The sequence below is a fragment of the Clostridioides sp. LIBA-6822 genome (genome assembly GCF_056688955.1).
Genome location: NZ_CP196995.1, coordinates 1,468,695 through 1,483,821, shown reverse-complemented (window position 1 = coordinate 1,483,821; position 15,127 = coordinate 1,468,695). Strand labels below are relative to the sequence as shown.

The following is a 15,127-nucleotide window of genomic DNA, read 5'->3' as shown; positions in this document are numbered from 1 at the left end:
CCTTTATTTATCTTATTTCATATGAATACTTATTTAGAGTTATATCTTTTTGTTCTTTTAAATAAGTATTACTAGATTTTGTCTCAACAAAATTATTGTCCATATCATGTATATATCTAACTCTATTTGCACTAAATGGTAATACCACATCTCTAAAAACCACATTACCAACTTCGCCTGTTATACACTTTCTATTTAAATCTAATTTTAGACCTTCTATAGCTACTATGTTGTTTCCATTTGCTAATGTATCATACCAGTAACCTGCCTCATCTACAGTTACTTCTGACTCTAACTCTAAATATATTAATATATCTAATACTTTTTCAGATAATTTGTTATAGCTATTTTTTAGAACTGATATATCAGTTTGTATCTGACCACTTATAACATCGTCAAAAGATATATTTTCTATTTTTTTAACTACTTCATTTATAGCCCCTGATAAATTTTTAGAATCTGTAGTTAATATATTTACATCACCAATATTCACTTTTATTTCTTTTATATTATTATCAAACTTATCATCCAAATCTTGAATATCCTTTTGAGTCACAAAAACCAGTGTTGGGTCTACTTCTAATGTTACATTTGAAGTATTAGACAATTGTAAAATCATCTTTACAACTAAATCTTTAATACTACCATCTTCAGCACGTGGCTTATACGTCTCTGGATATTTACCTATAGCTATTATATTGTTCTCATTGTCCAAAACAGCAGCTTCTCTTATCATAAATCCACCAACTGTTCCTGGTAAAATAGTCTCTATAACTATCCAATTAGGATTTTTCTCATCAATTCTTAAAGAATTTATATTTCCTTCCCAAACTACATTCTTTAAAGCAGTTTGTTCTTCTGTTGGCTCATAATATTCTCCATTACTATCTCCAACTTGAAACTTGGTCAACCCTACAAGCTCCCCTAGTGCAGTTGCATTTGCTATTTTTTCTCTACCAATTTTGGTTAATATTATATAAAATTTTTCTTCCAACTATACCACCTCCTGTTTAGGATAAACTACTACATTTTCAACTCCTGTATCATTTGCAATAGCTATATTAATCTTACAATTACTTTCAATATATTTAATACTTAAAGGATAAACCTTTATTTCTTCTCTACTTAGCATTCCAGCTCCACAATTTATAACAGCACTACATTTTATAATTGGTTCAAAGTATGGATGAACTTTTACTTCCTCACTACAAACCATACCTCCACCACAATAGACCATACTTTTATCTAGTATTATAGGCTCTAAATAGTGCAATAAGTGAGCAGGTTTTACTTTTTCAATCATATCGCTACAATCTAAAAGAGTTTTATAGTCACAGTTATTTGCGATAAAGCTCAATACGAATGTAAATTCATCACTATAAACTTTTATGTCTGCTTCTGATTTTGTGTATGCCTCACATATATTTTTTATAACTTCAATAGTACTAGTACCTCTGCTCCTCATTTTGGCTTTTATATTGTTACGTCTTGCTTCAAAATCAAGTTCTTTTTTTTCAATGCAGAGTATATCTTCCCACATATCTAATCCCCATGTTGCAGTGTCAACAAATAATTGGTCAAAAGTATCATCAATATCTTCTTTAAGAATATTTAACTCTGTATCATATGCACCTTGTATCTCTTCTACAATATGATTTTTATCAAATGAGGGTAGTTTATCAATTAGTTTCATTGATTTTCCACCTCACTAAAATCAACAGATGTTACACTTGGTATTTTATCTTCATTAATAGTTATATTATCTGTGCTTCCATTTATAAGTAAGTTACTTAAATCATGTACACCAGCAGTATTTATAAGTATTCCCATGACTTTTGTATAGATTATTTCTCCTCTAATCTCTCTAAAATATGAATTTATACTTTCTAAGAAAGATTCTTTGACATTATCTAATGTATATCCATCTTCTAGTTTCATTACTGCACTTATATTTATTTCTATTGGTAATGGTGTTGTAATTATTACAGTTGGTCCAATAGGTTTTTCTTCGTCTATATGTTGCTGACATCTTTCAATTGTTTCTGTATCAACAGCTTGATTGTTTTTCCCAAATATCAAAACTTTAATTGTTCCTGGACCATCCCATCTTGGATAAACCTTCACATTATAGACTCCATCTACCTCTAAAGCCCATTCTTCATAGTGAGCTTTATTTCCACTTGTAGCTTGATTTTTTTGGATTTTATAAAATCTTTCTTTTAATTCTTCATCTGTCTCTATATCTGTACCACCTTCAAAGCTTTTAGTGTTAATAATCTTAATTACTCCAGATATATTATCAGTTAATTTAAATTCACAATTTGTAGGTAGATTATATCTCTTACCAACTTCTAGAGCTTGAACTGGGCTATTGTCACCTTCTTCACTGCCAATAGTTACATCTTTTATTACTACAAATAGTAAATCTCTATATGATATTACTGTACCATTAGTTATTACAGTTCCTTTCTCTCCAATAAATTCAACTTCTCCATTTGACTCAGTTCCCAACTTTCTATATACACCAAACTCATTGACTCTTTTATCAAGAAATTGGTTATATGTGTCTTGTATAAAAGCCATTTTATGTATTTTAGAAAGTTCTATATACATTTTTGCAAGTTCTAGATTATTTCCAGATACCATGTTGTTTATAAAAGAACCCTCACCTTTATAAATATCAAGCTTGATATTTTCAAGAGTTCTATTTTTTATTACTTCATATGTCTGGTCACTATACATTTAATTCCACCTCCCCATAGATAGTGGATACTTTTACATTTGCACTTAATATATCTCTGTTAAAGTTAGAACTTTTTACATTTACTTCTAATATATATGGATTTATTAAAAGAGCTTCTTTTATAAACCTGCTAGCTTCACTTTCTGTAAGACCTTTTGTATACTTTTGTCCTATAAGTTCTGAAAGCTCTGTACCATACTCTAAAGAGTATATTTCATGTTCATACCTATTTGTTTTTATGCACTTGTATATCCAAACTTTTAAAGCTTCTTTTTTCTCAACTATTTTAAAATCACTTTTTTCTAAAATAGGTTCATCTTTTTCAAAATCCCATGCCACTTCATGAAATATTGGCAATTCTTCTGTTTTAGGTAAGATATAATCTTCTGGTACACCTATAAAAGGGAATATTGTACTCATTATAAGCTCACCAACTTACTTACAATAGCAAATTTCTCGCCTATTCTAAACATTATTACTGTGTCTCCAGATTCAAAAGTATCTATAAAGGGATTTTTTATTTCATGTTTATGTTCTTGACTTGTTTCTGTATCAAATAATTCTATCTGTCTATCAAGCATCCAACTATCTATTAAGATATCTTCTTTTTCTAATATAATGTTATTTGTTTCTATTTTTAAATCTGGTAATTTACTTTTAACTTTTCCAATAAAAAAAGAAGGTTGATTATGATACTTTCCTTCTTCTCTTATTATTCCTATAAATTCATTAATCGGATTTGCCATTATATCACCACCTTTTTATAAATACCTTCTAGCTGTTACATAATTTTTATTGTAATAGCTACCATTTAGGCTAGATACTTTAACCACATCACCAGTCTTTGGCGAGTGAATAAACTCTCCATTACCTATAAATATACCAACATGATTTATTGTACCTTTAGGCCCTTCACTAGAAAAGAAAACTAAATCTCCTGGTTGTAAGTTTTTCTTTTCAACTGATTTTCCTAAACGACCTTGTTCTCTAGATACTCTAGGTATCTTTATTCCCAATGCATTTTTATAACACCATTGAGTAAACCCGCTACAGTCAAATGTATTTGGGCCAGTAGCTCCCCAAACATACTTACATCCTTTTTTAGAAAATGCAAGATTTATTAATTGTTTAGCTTTTCCAGTTATATTAGATGAAGAACTTCCACCAATAATTATTTTTCCATTTTCCTTAAAATTATCAGATTCTTTTTGGTTACCAAATAAAATGTCTATATGATATTTTCCATTTTTCTCTATGATTATTTTTGGTCCATTATCATTTACTGTGTAAATTCCATCACGGTTTTTAGTACCTATTATTTGTATCTTATCTCCATATTTTAACCTTGGATGTTTAGAAAGAAAGTCTTTACTATAATGAGGTTGGTCATAGACATCTACCATAGGTGCTGCACAAGTTTTTTTAGATGGGTCTAATTTTTTTTCTCTACAATCTGTCTCTCCACCTTCTGCTTTGGTAGGACAATAACCTGTAAATACAGCTGAGAATTCTGTTCCTCCTGTATAATCATCTCCTCCTAAATTACTTTCTTCCTTAGGTTCATCCTGTCCTGCTGACTTTTCATCCATAAGATTTTGAAAGTTAAGTTCAAGTTCAATTTGATATTCTCCATTTTGCCATGTATGTTTATCTGTATCTATATAAAACAATCCTACAAGCTTCGTATAAGAGTCTTTAACTTTTACACCTCTTCCAGTTCTACAACTTACATTTCCATAACCTCTAAGAGAACAGCTTTTTTCTATCCCTTTAAATTCACTATCCACATCTACATCTTGATTTTCCTGTTGCTGAATTACTTTTTGCATTATTACATTTACTTCTTTAAAAACTTCATTATCTATTTTTTCACTAATTTTACTTCCATATTGGTCTACTACTACCACCTTATTTTTTACATTTTCCATACTTTCTGAAAAAGTAGTATTTATAATATTAAATCCCTCTTCAAACATAACACTTAAAGTTATAGCCCCTTTTTCAATAACATTAAACTTGTCTAAATTAGCTTCTATCATGTATTTTTTCTTAGTTTTCTTACTTGCTTCTGTATATGCACTCATTATGGTATCATAACCAGTTACACCTATAAACATCTTTGTGTACTTGACATTGGTTTTTACTATTGTTCCAACTGCAAGTCTATTTTCAGCAAACACTTGCTTTGCTATATCTTCAACCAACTTGTCTTTAAAATTACATGATACTTCACTTTGTGTAAGTAAAAATCCCATGTCTTTAGATACAAAACTAATTTCATTACTACTTGAATCTTTAGACCTATTAATTATCATTCCTCTAAATAGTTCTTTCTCATCTACATAGAAACAAATCGTACTAGCTATTGGTATATCTATCTGTTGAAAATTTACATCAAAAGAAGATTGGATTATTGAAAATTCTAGTGTTCTTGATGGAGATTTATAATCACCTGACCAAGAGACTTTATCTACTATATCAGTGATATCATAGATACTTCCATTTTTTATGTGTACCCAAATTTTAATAATAAAAAATCACCTGCCTTTTCATTTAACTCTGTCAGCAGTTATTTATAACTTATTATCCATAATAGTTATTGTTTTGGAGTTACTTTTGGTATTTTTATCCTTTTATATTCCTTTAAATCTAATGTAAAATATACATCTCTAGTTCCATCTTTTTCTTCATAACTAAAACCCTCAATTATGACTTCCATATTTATATTGGTTTCTGTAATTGTAAATCTTAGTATAAAGCCTTCCTTCATCCATTTTTCAATCTTATTTACACAGTCATAAGGTGATGGAAAACCTGTATAACCACAAAAAGTATAGTCTTTATTTGGAAAAAAACTAGATATTGAAATACTTTTAAGAGCTACACCTCCAAAAGTGGCTATTTCACCTATTTTGAGTATACTAGAGGAATTTACAGCAGCTTTTCCATTAATACTAAAAGATGATGGAAATACTGGAAATCTAAATCTATCTTCTGCTTGTCTAAGCCACATTTCCATTATAATACCCCTCCTAATTGTGCTATTTTTATACTTGAAACTAATTTTGAGGTAACTTTTTCTATATCAGCTTCTTCTCTAATTACTATTGTGTCAGCTAATTTTGCTATACTTATGTTTCCACCACTTTTTCCACTTCTATATTGATTTGCTTCTTGTTTAGTTAATACCATCTCACCCTCATGAAGTCTTGTTTGGTAATTATTGTAAGGTACATAGTTTAATCCAAATGCTTTTCCAAACAATGAATTTATATCAGGATTTGTACCTGAATCATGAGCTAATCCACTATCCATTCCTTCTTCTTTATATTTATTTCTTCTTTCTGTAACATATTTACCTATTTTAGCTGTTATAGGACTTTCATTTATGGACTTAACCATCTTCTTCCATAAATCACAAATTAAATTTATAAAATCAGATAAGTTTTTTAATGCATCAAGAAAAGAGTCTAAAAGTGGTTCTAAAAACTTCCATGCCTCTTCTAAAATTGGACCTAATGTTTCCCATACGGTTTTCCATACATTGCCCATAGTTTCAATAAAATAATTTATTTGTGGTGCATGCTCTCCTAAAAAAGTAAAAATTCTTGTAATAATAGGGCTAACAGCCTCAACTACAGGTCCTATTAATTGAAATGCTGTAGTTACTATTGTCCCAAATATACTTATTAAACCTTGTGCAATTGGTGATTTATTGTTTATGTTATCTAATAAATTGTTTACTAAATTTACTACTGGAAATAATGAATCTATCAATGCAGTAAAGTCAATATTTTGCATTAACATACTTCCTGTATTAACAATTGCTTTTGGTGCATTTCCTATCATCATTGCTGCATTATTTTCAAAACTTTCTTGTTTATTTTCAGCTAACATTTTACGTTTTTCAAGTTCACTAGAAAGTCGGTATTGAGTAGAATCAGGAAGTGATTTTTCACGCTTCATACTTCTAAATTTCATTTGTTCATCTTTGTTAGCAGTAATTCCTATACCATTTACTACATTACCTATCTTTGGGGCCATTCTTTTAGTAACATTAGTTAAACTTTTTAAACCACTCTCGATAAAACTTTGTATTTTTTTTATTCCTTGCCCCAAAATGGCGTCAAAGGGTCTAACAAGATTCTTTAAACCATTATTAATACTTGTCTGAGCAGCCGATATTATACCTGGTATTGTTCCACTCATTTTTTTAGCTAATCCCATTTGCTTTATACTTATACCATCTAATGCTTCATCAAAAGTTTTATAATTTTCTCCTACCAAAGTATTAAGAGATTCCATATTTCCTTTTGCTGCACTTAAGAAAGCTGCTGATACATCTTGCTCACTACTTGTATTCATATTTAAAGCTCTAACATCTACCATAGCCTGAGTTATATCTTTTTCTTTTTTCCCACCAGTAATATTACTAATCATTTTAGCTTTAGTTCCCATTGAAACAACATCTTCGGGATCAAAAGGTGTATCATTTGCTATCTTTAATAAATCATTATAATAAGTATCAACATCTTTTTTTCTAACATTTCCAGTATTTCTCTTCATTACACTTTCTAGGACAACTTTCTGATTTTGCTCTTGACCAAGTAAGTCAACACCCTTTTTAACAGCAACATCTATAGTAGCTCCATTCGTCAAATCAGATATCTTCCCCTTTATTGAACCAAGTATGCTACTAGCCATATCCTTTACAGCTATTGCACCTGTCCACACCTTACCTGCAAATAATCTTAATTTAGGAAATACTCTACTTATAATGCCACTTGCCATATCTTTTACAGCTATTACACCTCTCCAAAGAGAACTTTTAAATAACATTAACTTAGGTAAAATTACACCTATAACACTACTTACCTTATCTTTTGCCCCTATTATGACATTCCATACTTTACCACCTTTAAGCTGTTTCAAGTATTCAATGGCTTTATTTATACCTTTCTTTACACCAGAATTTTCTATCCCTAACCTTATATTAGAAGCAGTTCTCTTTAAGAAACTTATTTTTGAATTAGTTTGTTCTATTTCATTATTTTTAACTTTAAATATTAATATAATTATAGGATTTGAATTAAATTCATTTTTCTTTTGAATCAATTTACTAAAATAATTAATAATCATAGCTATAGTTACTGCTAATCTCATAATACTACCGTTTAAACTCCCAATAGCTCCTGAAACAGCATTAATACTAGAACTTAATTTTGTTATAGTAGAACTTACACTACTAGCAGTAGCCTGAACTTTTCTTAAAGAAGAATTTAAACTGTTTACTCTACTACTTGCACTTCCAACAGAATTATTTATACTATTAGCCATTACATTAGTTGAAAGTGAAACAGCCACAGTTGCTCTCCTAAAATTATCAGTTACTGATATAATCTGATTCATTTTTGGTGTGTAATTATCTGTAAGATACATATTTATACCTTCTTCTTTTACATTCCCCACTATATATCACCTCCTGTCAAAGGACAAACTCCATATCCATGTTTCATTTTTTCAACTTCTTCCTCAATTTCCAAGGCGAAAAAAGCTTCAATAAGCTTTAATTCGCCTTTATCCATTGCATAAAAAAGGGACGGTCTAATACCTCTCTTCTTCCAATAATAATACATTATTGTAGTCTTGGTATCCGTCCCTATTAGTTTTTTACCTCTTCTATTACTGCGTTTTTACCATAACCCATAATATCTTGAAGTATTCTGTATAAGTTAGTAATTTCACCTGGCAGTAATAATTTTCTTGCCAATTCTTTTGGAGTTGGGGCCTTAAATTTCTCCATTAGCTCCTTATTTTTAAATAGAAGTTTTCCATCTAAATCACAAACACCTTCTATTACTGTAAGCATCTGCATCTCTGGTAAATCTATATCTGTTTTCATATTTTCATCAATTTTAAGACAAGTGTTTTGTATTTCCTCATCCTTACTTATTGTTAAAGCTCTACACATTACCTTAAACTCTTGACCAAATATATTAGATAATCTCTTAAGTTCAACTATCGTACTTGGTCTTTCTAAATTTTCTGTATCTGTGTTTAAAAGTAAATCTACTATATTTACATTCTTTGGTAATCCATTTTCACTCATTATTATTTACTCCTTTATCAATCAATTTCTATTAAATAACCACATGTATCAATTAACTAAACATATTTAATAACTGTCTATATTTAACAATTACCCAAGTAAAACTAAATTATATCAAGGAAGTCATATTCAGTAAATGTGAATGGAGCTTCTATCTCTCCTTTTACTCCAACTTCCCAATCAGCTAAAGTTAAATCATCAAATGCTATATTCTTTACTGCTATTCTTTCTGCCCCATAAGAATCTGGGTCATTCAATTTTGATATAGCAACAAATCTAGGTTCAGAACCTCTCTTTATCTTTTCTCCAATTAATTTGTGCATTCTTGAACTAACATGGTATAAAGTTATTGAACCTTTTCCTTTGTATCCCATATACTTTGTATCAGTACCCATTTGACCTGCTATTATAATATCTTCTTTTGTAAATTCCATCTTTGCTTGAAACTTCTTTACTTCTGCTACTTTATTCCCATCAAGCCAAAGCTCTCCCCAAGTACCACTCATTACATTTCTAGCTTCCATATTTGCCATATTAATAATCCTCCTATATCTCTATTGATAAATCTATATCTTCCATAGCATCAAGTGCCTTTATTTTCGCTTTTAAAAACACTTTAGAACCTGTATTAGCTTCTTTTATTTCCTGTAAAGTCATATAAGATAAATCTACTCCCTTTGATTTCAAGTATGATTTTTGTGCTTCAAAATCTATTTCGACAGTAGAATTAGATTCTACAAGTACAGATTTTTCTAGTTCTTCTAAATAACTTTTTATAGCCACTATCAGCAAACATTTGTTGTCATAACTGTTAGTAATCTTTCCTATATAGTCATCTATTATTACTTTTCTTATATCACTTTGTATAATATCTAAAGTATCAACTATTTTTATCTTCTGGAACATTTCTCCTTTTTCTTCTGTTAACTCAGTTAAAGAATTTACTCCTCTAGCAATTCTTATAGCCCCTGCTTCCTTAATAAGTATAAGCTCTCCTTTATTAACCTTTGATTCCGCATCAACTTTAGTCATCTTAGGTATATCAACTACATCACTAAGCTTAGTATAAGTTATTGATTGACTTAAAGGTGTTCCTGCTATAAGACCTGCCACTCTACTTGTAAACTCATCAACACTGTATTTCTTTTCTCCAACTAGTACATCTTCTGTAGTAAAATTAATTATACCTTCATGATTTCCTACAACTTTTCCTAATACAGCCTTAACTTTCACTTTATCTGTGTCTCTAAGTTTAATTATCCAATTTTTTATAGCAGTCTTATCAGCTTCTACTGCTTTTGGCATACATAGATAATTAAATTCCTTAGTCTCTAGGAAGTCTAATGCAGTTTGAATATCTGCCTCTCCCTCTATTACATAAGCTAATAACTTATTTGGAGTATTAACATTTCCCATCAAAGCCAAATTTATATATTCTTTATTTTCAGCAGATAAATCAGCTGGTATATCCTCTTTTTCATGTATCTCATTAAGACCTAGTGCCTTAGTATCTTTAAGCACCATTGCGATTATTCCTCTAGCTGAACGTTCTTTAACAGTTGTAGCTAACTCCTTAAATGATATATTGATACTTGGTAATCCTATAGCCATACTATCACTCTCCTAAATTCAAATTGATTTCTTCCATATTTTCATATACTACTTCTTCTTCATATACACTATCAAGATAGTTTAATGTGATTGAAAAGTTCAATGTATAAATTGACTCCTCTTTTTTGATACTCTGTTCTAGTTTTGTTATATTTAATTTTCTGTCTGTTACCTTTATATTTCTGTTGAATAGCTTATTTAATTCGTCTGAGACTTCATACATTCTAATACTGTTTGATTGTGACTTTGGTAAATATTTTATAGATATAATAATATCTTTGTTATTTGTATTTAACATTATAGGTGTACAAATAACTGACAATATACTTACAAAAAAACAAGACCCTTCTGAGCCTTGCACACTTTCATCATCAATAAAAACATTTTCAGTAAAGTTTTTTTTGAGAGTCTCAATAATTGTTTCTATTATTTCTTTGTATTTAAGCAAACAATCACCACTCTATCACTAAATATTTTTGCTTAATCTGATAATCTTACTATAAATGATATAAGTCATTTTTAAATACCCATCTCATTTATTCCTATCAAGTATCTTCTATATTTTTAGGTAATATTATTCTTTTCAATTCATCACCTCCTTCAATATGGATTTCTTTCACAATAACATTATCTCACATATTTTATAGCCTATTGTTGCAATAGTGTATATAAAGTGTTTAAAATTTGTCCTGTTTTTTATAATATCTCATTTAATTTAAATATCATCTTTTTCTTTAAATTGTAACAAGAGGTTCTATCTAAATGTAACTTCATAGAAATATAAGTCATATTGTTTTTTGTCTTACTATTGTAGAAAAGATTAAAAAACTCCGTTTCCATATCATTTAGGCATGTTAGAGCATTTTCTATCTTTTCTTTTTCTATTTCTATATCTTCTTTTTCCATCTTTAATTTTCTTAATCGCTCTTCTTTTTTTATAACTTCATTTTCAACAGAAGAACTTATATTATATGTAGCACTAATCTTTTCTGTATACACCATTGCTCCACACCCAGCGTATTCATTTTCACATCTTTTTATATCCAAATTAATGTTCTTTATCTTTATATCCAAATACTTATAATTATGTAATCTTTCATCTGTTTCTTTAAATAATATATCTTTTTTGTTTTCCATAGTATTTCTCCTTTTTTATATGCTTATATTAGCTTTAAATTCATAATAATCTCTTTAATGTACAGTTTTTACTAATCTCATAACTTTCAAGAACATATTGTTCTATAATTACATAAAAAAAACTTCATCTATATTTTGTTCTAAAATATTAGAAATTTTTTTAGCCATAAGAAGTCCAGGATTTTTTATACCTCTTTCTATTTGAGATATATAGTCATTTGTAATACCTGCTTTTCTAGCAAGTTGAATTTGTGTCATACCTTTACATTTTCTATAATATTTCAAATTGTTTTTAAACATAATTTTCATACCTCCACCACTTTTAAGAATATTTTGTTCTTCTATATCCATATTATATAGAATTATTTGTTCTTTATCAATAGATTTTAGAAAAAAATATTCTTTTTATACTTTCATAGTTTTATTTTTTAGAACAATTTGTTATAATCTATACATAAGGTGGTGTTATAATGTTTGCCAAAAGATTAAGAGAACTTAGAAAGGAATTTGGATTGACTCAAAGAGAACTTGGTGAAAAAGTAGGAGTTTCCCAAAGAGTCTTAGGATACTATGAAACAGAAAACAGATTTCCTGATGAACACATTTTAAATAAGTTGGCTGATGTGTTTAATGTATCAGTTGATTACCTTCTTGGAAGAACCTTAGTTAAAGAAAATATTGATACAGTAGCTGCACATAGAAAAAATCCACATGAAGAATTGCCTGAAGAGGCACAAGAACAACTTAATGATTATATAGAATTTTTACTAAATAAATATAAAAAAAAATAAACCATATGATGAGCAGTCTATTTTCTGCTCCTTTAATATAATTTCAAAGCAAACATACATTCTATTTTAGGGGGATTTTTATGAATAATTTGGATAAACTCTTTGAATTAGCATCTCAGGAAGAGATAATAATTCATTATACTACTTATATTGCAGGTGATTTAGAAGGACTCTATATAAATAAACATGGTATGAAAATCATATCATTACTCAGTAATTTAAAACAAAATACAAAAAAACTTACATCTATCTTGGCCGAGGAGCTTGGGCATCATTTCACCAGTCTTGGATACTATGTGTCTTCTTATAACGATTATTATACAAAAATCATTATAGACAAATGTGAAAATAAGGCTTTAAAATGGGCTTGTGAATTCTTAATTACTGAAGAAGATATAATAAATATAATTAATTCTGGTATCACTTGCGTTTACGAAATGGCAGATATACTTAATGTTGATATTAATTTTTTTCAAAAAAGACTAGAATTCTTATCATTAAAAAAACAATCTTTATCACTTGGAAGTAATAAATATCTAATATTAACCAACTTGCCATATTTCTACATATTTGATCCAATTTCATAATAAAAATGGTAGTATTTTCAATTGACCTAACAGTAAAATCTATATATTTATTTTAACAAATTTTGGTTTCTATAAATTCAATATTAATATATAATAATGGTATCACATTATTTAAAATTCTAAAAATAAATACATGCTTTTGTTAAGAAAGGTTGTTTGATGAATGTATAAAGAAAAGTTGTTTGATAATTATTTTAAGTTCTTAGCATTATTTTTTTGGCCAATTATGTGGTATAAGTGGATAGTAATTTCAAATGGAACTATTGAAAATATATTATTTACTGTATACGCAATTGTAGCAATTATTTTCATCATTTTATATTCAGTGTTTATGATAAAATATAAGGACGTTACACAAATAGATTTCTTTTACAGAATAAGTACTCTACTTGCTTTTATATTTACTCTTTTCAGCTTTTTAATATATCCTAAAAGTTTATCTTTCCTATATCTAAAGATAATTTTTACTGGGGTATATTTTTATTATTCGATGGTAAAAACACTTAAATTTAAACATGAAGAAGGTGTAGTAGGTATTATGAGCTCACTTTTATTGATTGTAATAACTTTGTTCTACTAAATTTAATTCTATTTGACTTAATATGGGTTTAAATGTTAGACATCTACATTGTTTTCTGATATTATTTAAGATGGTAGTTTTTATATTAATAATGAAATACACTATAAAGGAGTTAACTATTATGGAAAAAAAAGTTTTAGCAACAGTTGGAGAAAAAGAGATAACTAATATTGATATTGAAAATGCATTAAAGTCATTAGACCCTTATCAAGCTATGCAATTTAAAACTGAAGAAGGTAAAAAACATTTATTAAATGATTTAGTAAACCAAGAATTATTCTTATTAGATGCTAAAGAAGAAAAATTAAATGAAGAAGAAATATTCAAGTCAGAAATGAAAAAGATAGAAGAAAATGTATTAAAGCAATTTGCTATAAATAAAGTTTTATCTAGTGTTGATGTAACAGAAGATGAAAAAGTAGAATTCTTTGAAGCTAATAAGAGCTCTTTCTCTAAACCAGAAAGTGCAACTGCTAAACATATATTAGTAGATAGTGATGAAAAAGCTAAAGAAATACTTGCTCAAATAAAATCAGAAGAAATATCTTTTGAAGATGCCGCTGTTAAACATTCTTCTTGCCCATCTAAAGACATGGGTGGTGATTTAGGAACATTCGGTAGAGGACAAATGGTTCCTGAATTTGAAGAAGCTGTATTCTCTATGGCTAAAGGTGAAGTAAGTGAGCCAGTTAAGACTCAATTTGGATATCACATAATAAAATTAGAAGACCTTCAAGAAAGCACAGAATCTTCATTTGATGAAGCTAAAGCTGAAGTTGAAAAAAGTTTATTATACCAAAAACAAAATGAGGTTTATGGAAATAAAATAAATGCTCTTAATGCTAAATACGGAAACCTTGTAAAGTACAACGATTAATCACAAAATGATGTATAAAAAAAGCTGTCTTTTCACAATTTTTATTGTAAAAGACAGCTTCTTATATTAAAGTTTAAATTTTTAATTTCAGATTTTTATTCTTTTATTATAAAGAACACAGCTTAAAAAGTTTCAATAAAATTTTTAATTATCATTAGCTAGATTTTTGTATCCTCGTATTATCTCATAACAATAACCTATAACATCTCTTCTTTTTATTATCCCAATAAATGTGTCTTGGTCATCTATAACAGGAATAAAATTTTGATTTAAAGATTTTATAACTAAATCTTCTATATCTGCATTGATGGAAACAGGAGAATTATCCATTTTTCTATTAATATCTGTCACAGGAACATCTTCCAATCCTTTTAAGTCCAGATTTAAGTCGTTTTTTAATGTCCATAAAAAATCACCTTCTGTTATAGTTCCAATATATTTACCATCCTTACTTATTATTGGAATTGCAGAGTATTTGTGATATTCCATTTTTTCTAGGGCTTGCCTTATAGTGTAGTCTTCATATATATATGCTACTTCACTTTTTGGTGTTAGAAAGAATAATATGTTCATTACACTACCACCGTTACCGAAAAATTATAAATATTATTGAATATTTATAATGTTACTTTTTGCAGTAACTTTCTCCTTTCTTATTTTCTAAGTATTATTACATACTATACGCTGTAACA

At 28.4% G+C, this 15,127-nt stretch carries 18 protein-coding genes; 3 read left to right on the top strand and 15 right to left on the bottom strand.

From position 1 onward, the window contains the following. Positions 1-7: 7 nt before the first annotated feature. From ACTG48_RS07160 to ACTG48_RS07095, 14 genes are all read right to left on the bottom strand, one after another. Positions 8-994: a phage tail protein gene (locus ACTG48_RS07160; RefSeq protein ID WP_479918444.1), complete on the bottom strand. Its 987-nt coding sequence runs from the start codon at positions 992-994 to the stop codon at positions 8-10. Beyond that, positions 995-1,693, bottom strand: a complete 699-nt coding sequence (locus ACTG48_RS07155) for a putative phage tail protein (protein WP_479918443.1) — start codon at positions 1,691-1,693, stop codon at positions 995-997. It lies immediately after the preceding gene. Further along, positions 1,690-2,742: a baseplate J/gp47 family protein gene (locus ACTG48_RS07150; protein ID WP_479918442.1), complete on the bottom strand. Its 1,053-nt coding sequence runs from the start codon at positions 2,740-2,742 to the stop codon at positions 1,690-1,692. Before ACTG48_RS07150 ends, ACTG48_RS07155 begins: the two co-directional genes overlap by 4 nt. Beyond that, the gene (locus ACTG48_RS07145; protein ID WP_479918441.1) at positions 2,735-3,163 is read right to left on the bottom strand and encodes a DUF2634 domain-containing protein; all 429 of its coding nucleotides are present in this window, start codon (positions 3,161-3,163) and stop codon (positions 2,735-2,737) included. The genes ACTG48_RS07150 and ACTG48_RS07145 overlap by 8 nt, the downstream gene beginning before the upstream one ends. Next, on the bottom strand, positions 3,163-3,489 hold the full coding sequence (locus ACTG48_RS07140) for a DUF2577 family protein (RefSeq protein WP_054276343.1): 327 nt from the start codon (positions 3,487-3,489) through the stop codon (positions 3,163-3,165). The genes ACTG48_RS07145 and ACTG48_RS07140 overlap by 1 nt, the downstream gene beginning before the upstream one ends. 15 nt (positions 3,490-3,504) lie before the next feature. Then, positions 3,505-5,220 (bottom strand): XkdQ/YqbQ family protein, encoded by a 1,716-nt coding sequence (locus ACTG48_RS07135; RefSeq protein ID WP_479918778.1) that lies wholly within the window; start codon positions 5,218-5,220, stop codon positions 3,505-3,507. A 119-nt stretch (positions 5,221-5,339) separates the two neighbouring features. Continuing rightward, entirely contained in the window at positions 5,340-5,762 is a 423-nt protein-coding gene (locus ACTG48_RS07130) for a hypothetical protein (protein ID WP_479918440.1), read from the bottom strand. Next, on the bottom strand, positions 5,762-8,212 hold the full coding sequence (locus ACTG48_RS07125) for a hypothetical protein (RefSeq protein WP_479918439.1): 2,451 nt from the start codon (positions 8,210-8,212) through the stop codon (positions 5,762-5,764). The genes ACTG48_RS07130 and ACTG48_RS07125 overlap by 1 nt, the downstream gene beginning before the upstream one ends. Positions 8,213-8,405: 193 nt before the next feature. Further along, positions 8,406-8,852, bottom strand: a complete 447-nt coding sequence (locus tag ACTG48_RS07120) for a phage tail assembly chaperone (RefSeq protein ID WP_479918438.1) — start codon at positions 8,850-8,852, stop codon at positions 8,406-8,408. Between the two features lie 104 nt (positions 8,853-8,956). Next, positions 8,957-9,385, bottom strand: a complete 429-nt coding sequence (locus ACTG48_RS07115; protein WP_003419646.1) for a phage tail tube protein — start codon at positions 9,383-9,385, stop codon at positions 8,957-8,959. 13 nt (positions 9,386-9,398) lie between these two features. After that, on the bottom strand, positions 9,399-10,463 hold the full coding sequence (locus ACTG48_RS07110; protein WP_479918437.1) for a phage tail sheath subtilisin-like domain-containing protein: 1,065 nt from the start codon (positions 10,461-10,463) through the stop codon (positions 9,399-9,401). A 4-nt stretch (positions 10,464-10,467) separates the two neighbouring features. After that, entirely contained in the window at positions 10,468-10,911 is a 444-nt protein-coding gene (locus ACTG48_RS07105; RefSeq protein WP_479918436.1) for a phage tail terminator family protein, read from the bottom strand. Between the two features lie 248 nt (positions 10,912-11,159). Beyond that, on the bottom strand, positions 11,160-11,600 hold the full coding sequence (locus ACTG48_RS07100) for a hypothetical protein (protein ID WP_479918435.1): 441 nt from the start codon (positions 11,598-11,600) through the stop codon (positions 11,160-11,162). A gap of 108 nt (positions 11,601-11,708) precedes the next feature. Further along, complete coding sequence (locus tag ACTG48_RS07095) at positions 11,709-11,951, bottom strand: helix-turn-helix transcriptional regulator (RefSeq protein WP_479918434.1); 243 nt, start codon at positions 11,949-11,951, stop codon at positions 11,709-11,711. Positions 11,952-12,070: 119 nt separating this feature from the next. Between ACTG48_RS07095 and ACTG48_RS07090 the strand changes: the two genes are divergently transcribed. The 3 genes from ACTG48_RS07090 to ACTG48_RS07080 all read left to right on the top strand — a co-directional run bounded on the left by ACTG48_RS07090 (position 12,071) and on the right by ACTG48_RS07080 (position 14,435). Further along, positions 12,071-12,391 (top strand): XRE family transcriptional regulator, encoded by a 321-nt coding sequence (locus ACTG48_RS07090; RefSeq protein ID WP_003428185.1) that lies wholly within the window; start codon positions 12,071-12,073, stop codon positions 12,389-12,391. Positions 12,392-12,471: 80 nt separating this feature from the next. Further along, positions 12,472-12,978 (top strand): ImmA/IrrE family metallo-endopeptidase, encoded by a 507-nt coding sequence (locus ACTG48_RS07085; protein ID WP_021384113.1) that lies wholly within the window; start codon positions 12,472-12,474, stop codon positions 12,976-12,978. Between the two features lie 701 nt (positions 12,979-13,679). Beyond that, positions 13,680-14,435, top strand: coding sequence for a peptidylprolyl isomerase (locus ACTG48_RS07080; RefSeq protein WP_479918433.1), 756 nt, complete (start codon positions 13,680-13,682; stop codon positions 14,433-14,435). Between the two features lie 144 nt (positions 14,436-14,579). Here ACTG48_RS07080 and ACTG48_RS07075 read toward each other — a convergent pair whose 3' ends face one another. Beyond that, on the bottom strand, positions 14,580-15,008 hold the full coding sequence (locus ACTG48_RS07075; RefSeq protein WP_021384091.1) for a CBS domain-containing protein: 429 nt from the start codon (positions 15,006-15,008) through the stop codon (positions 14,580-14,582). Positions 15,009-15,127: the final 119 nt, after the last annotated feature.

Coding starts and splice junctions, on each gene's coding strand:
- ACTG48_RS07155 (WP_479918443.1), bottom strand. CDS start 1,693: ATGAAACTAATTGATAAACTACCCTCATTTGATAAAAATCATATTGTA.
- ACTG48_RS07150 (WP_479918442.1), bottom strand. CDS start 2,742: ATGTATAGTGACCAGACATATGAAGTAATAAAAAATAGAACTCTTGAA.
- ACTG48_RS07145 (WP_479918441.1), bottom strand. CDS start 3,163: ATGAGTACAATATTCCCTTTTATAGGTGTACCAGAAGATTATATCTTA.
- ACTG48_RS07140 (WP_054276343.1), bottom strand. CDS start 3,489: ATGGCAAATCCGATTAATGAATTTATAGGAATAATAAGAGAAGAAGGA.
- ACTG48_RS07130 (WP_479918440.1), bottom strand. CDS start 5,762: ATGGAAATGTGGCTTAGACAAGCAGAAGATAGATTTAGATTTCCAGTA.
- ACTG48_RS07120 (WP_479918438.1), bottom strand. CDS start 8,852: ATGAGTGAAAATGGATTACCAAAGAATGTAAATATAGTAGATTTACTT.
- ACTG48_RS07115 (WP_003419646.1), bottom strand. CDS start 9,385: ATGGCAAATATGGAAGCTAGAAATGTAATGAGTGGTACTTGGGGAGAG.
- ACTG48_RS07110 (WP_479918437.1), bottom strand. CDS start 10,463: ATGGCTATAGGATTACCAAGTATCAATATATCATTTAAGGAGTTAGCT.
- ACTG48_RS07100 (WP_479918435.1), bottom strand. CDS start 11,600: ATGGAAAACAAAAAAGATATATTATTTAAAGAAACAGATGAAAGATTA.
- ACTG48_RS07095 (WP_479918434.1), bottom strand. CDS start 11,951: ATGGATATAGAAGAACAAAATATTCTTAAAAGTGGTGGAGGTATGAAA.
- ACTG48_RS07090 (WP_003428185.1), top strand. CDS start 12,071: ATGTTTGCCAAAAGATTAAGAGAACTTAGAAAGGAATTTGGATTGACT.
- ACTG48_RS07085 (WP_021384113.1), top strand. CDS start 12,472: ATGAATAATTTGGATAAACTCTTTGAATTAGCATCTCAGGAAGAGATA.
- ACTG48_RS07080 (WP_479918433.1), top strand. CDS start 13,680: ATGGAAAAAAAAGTTTTAGCAACAGTTGGAGAAAAAGAGATAACTAAT.
- ACTG48_RS07075 (WP_021384091.1), bottom strand. CDS start 15,008: ATGAACATATTATTCTTTCTAACACCAAAAAGTGAAGTAGCATATATA.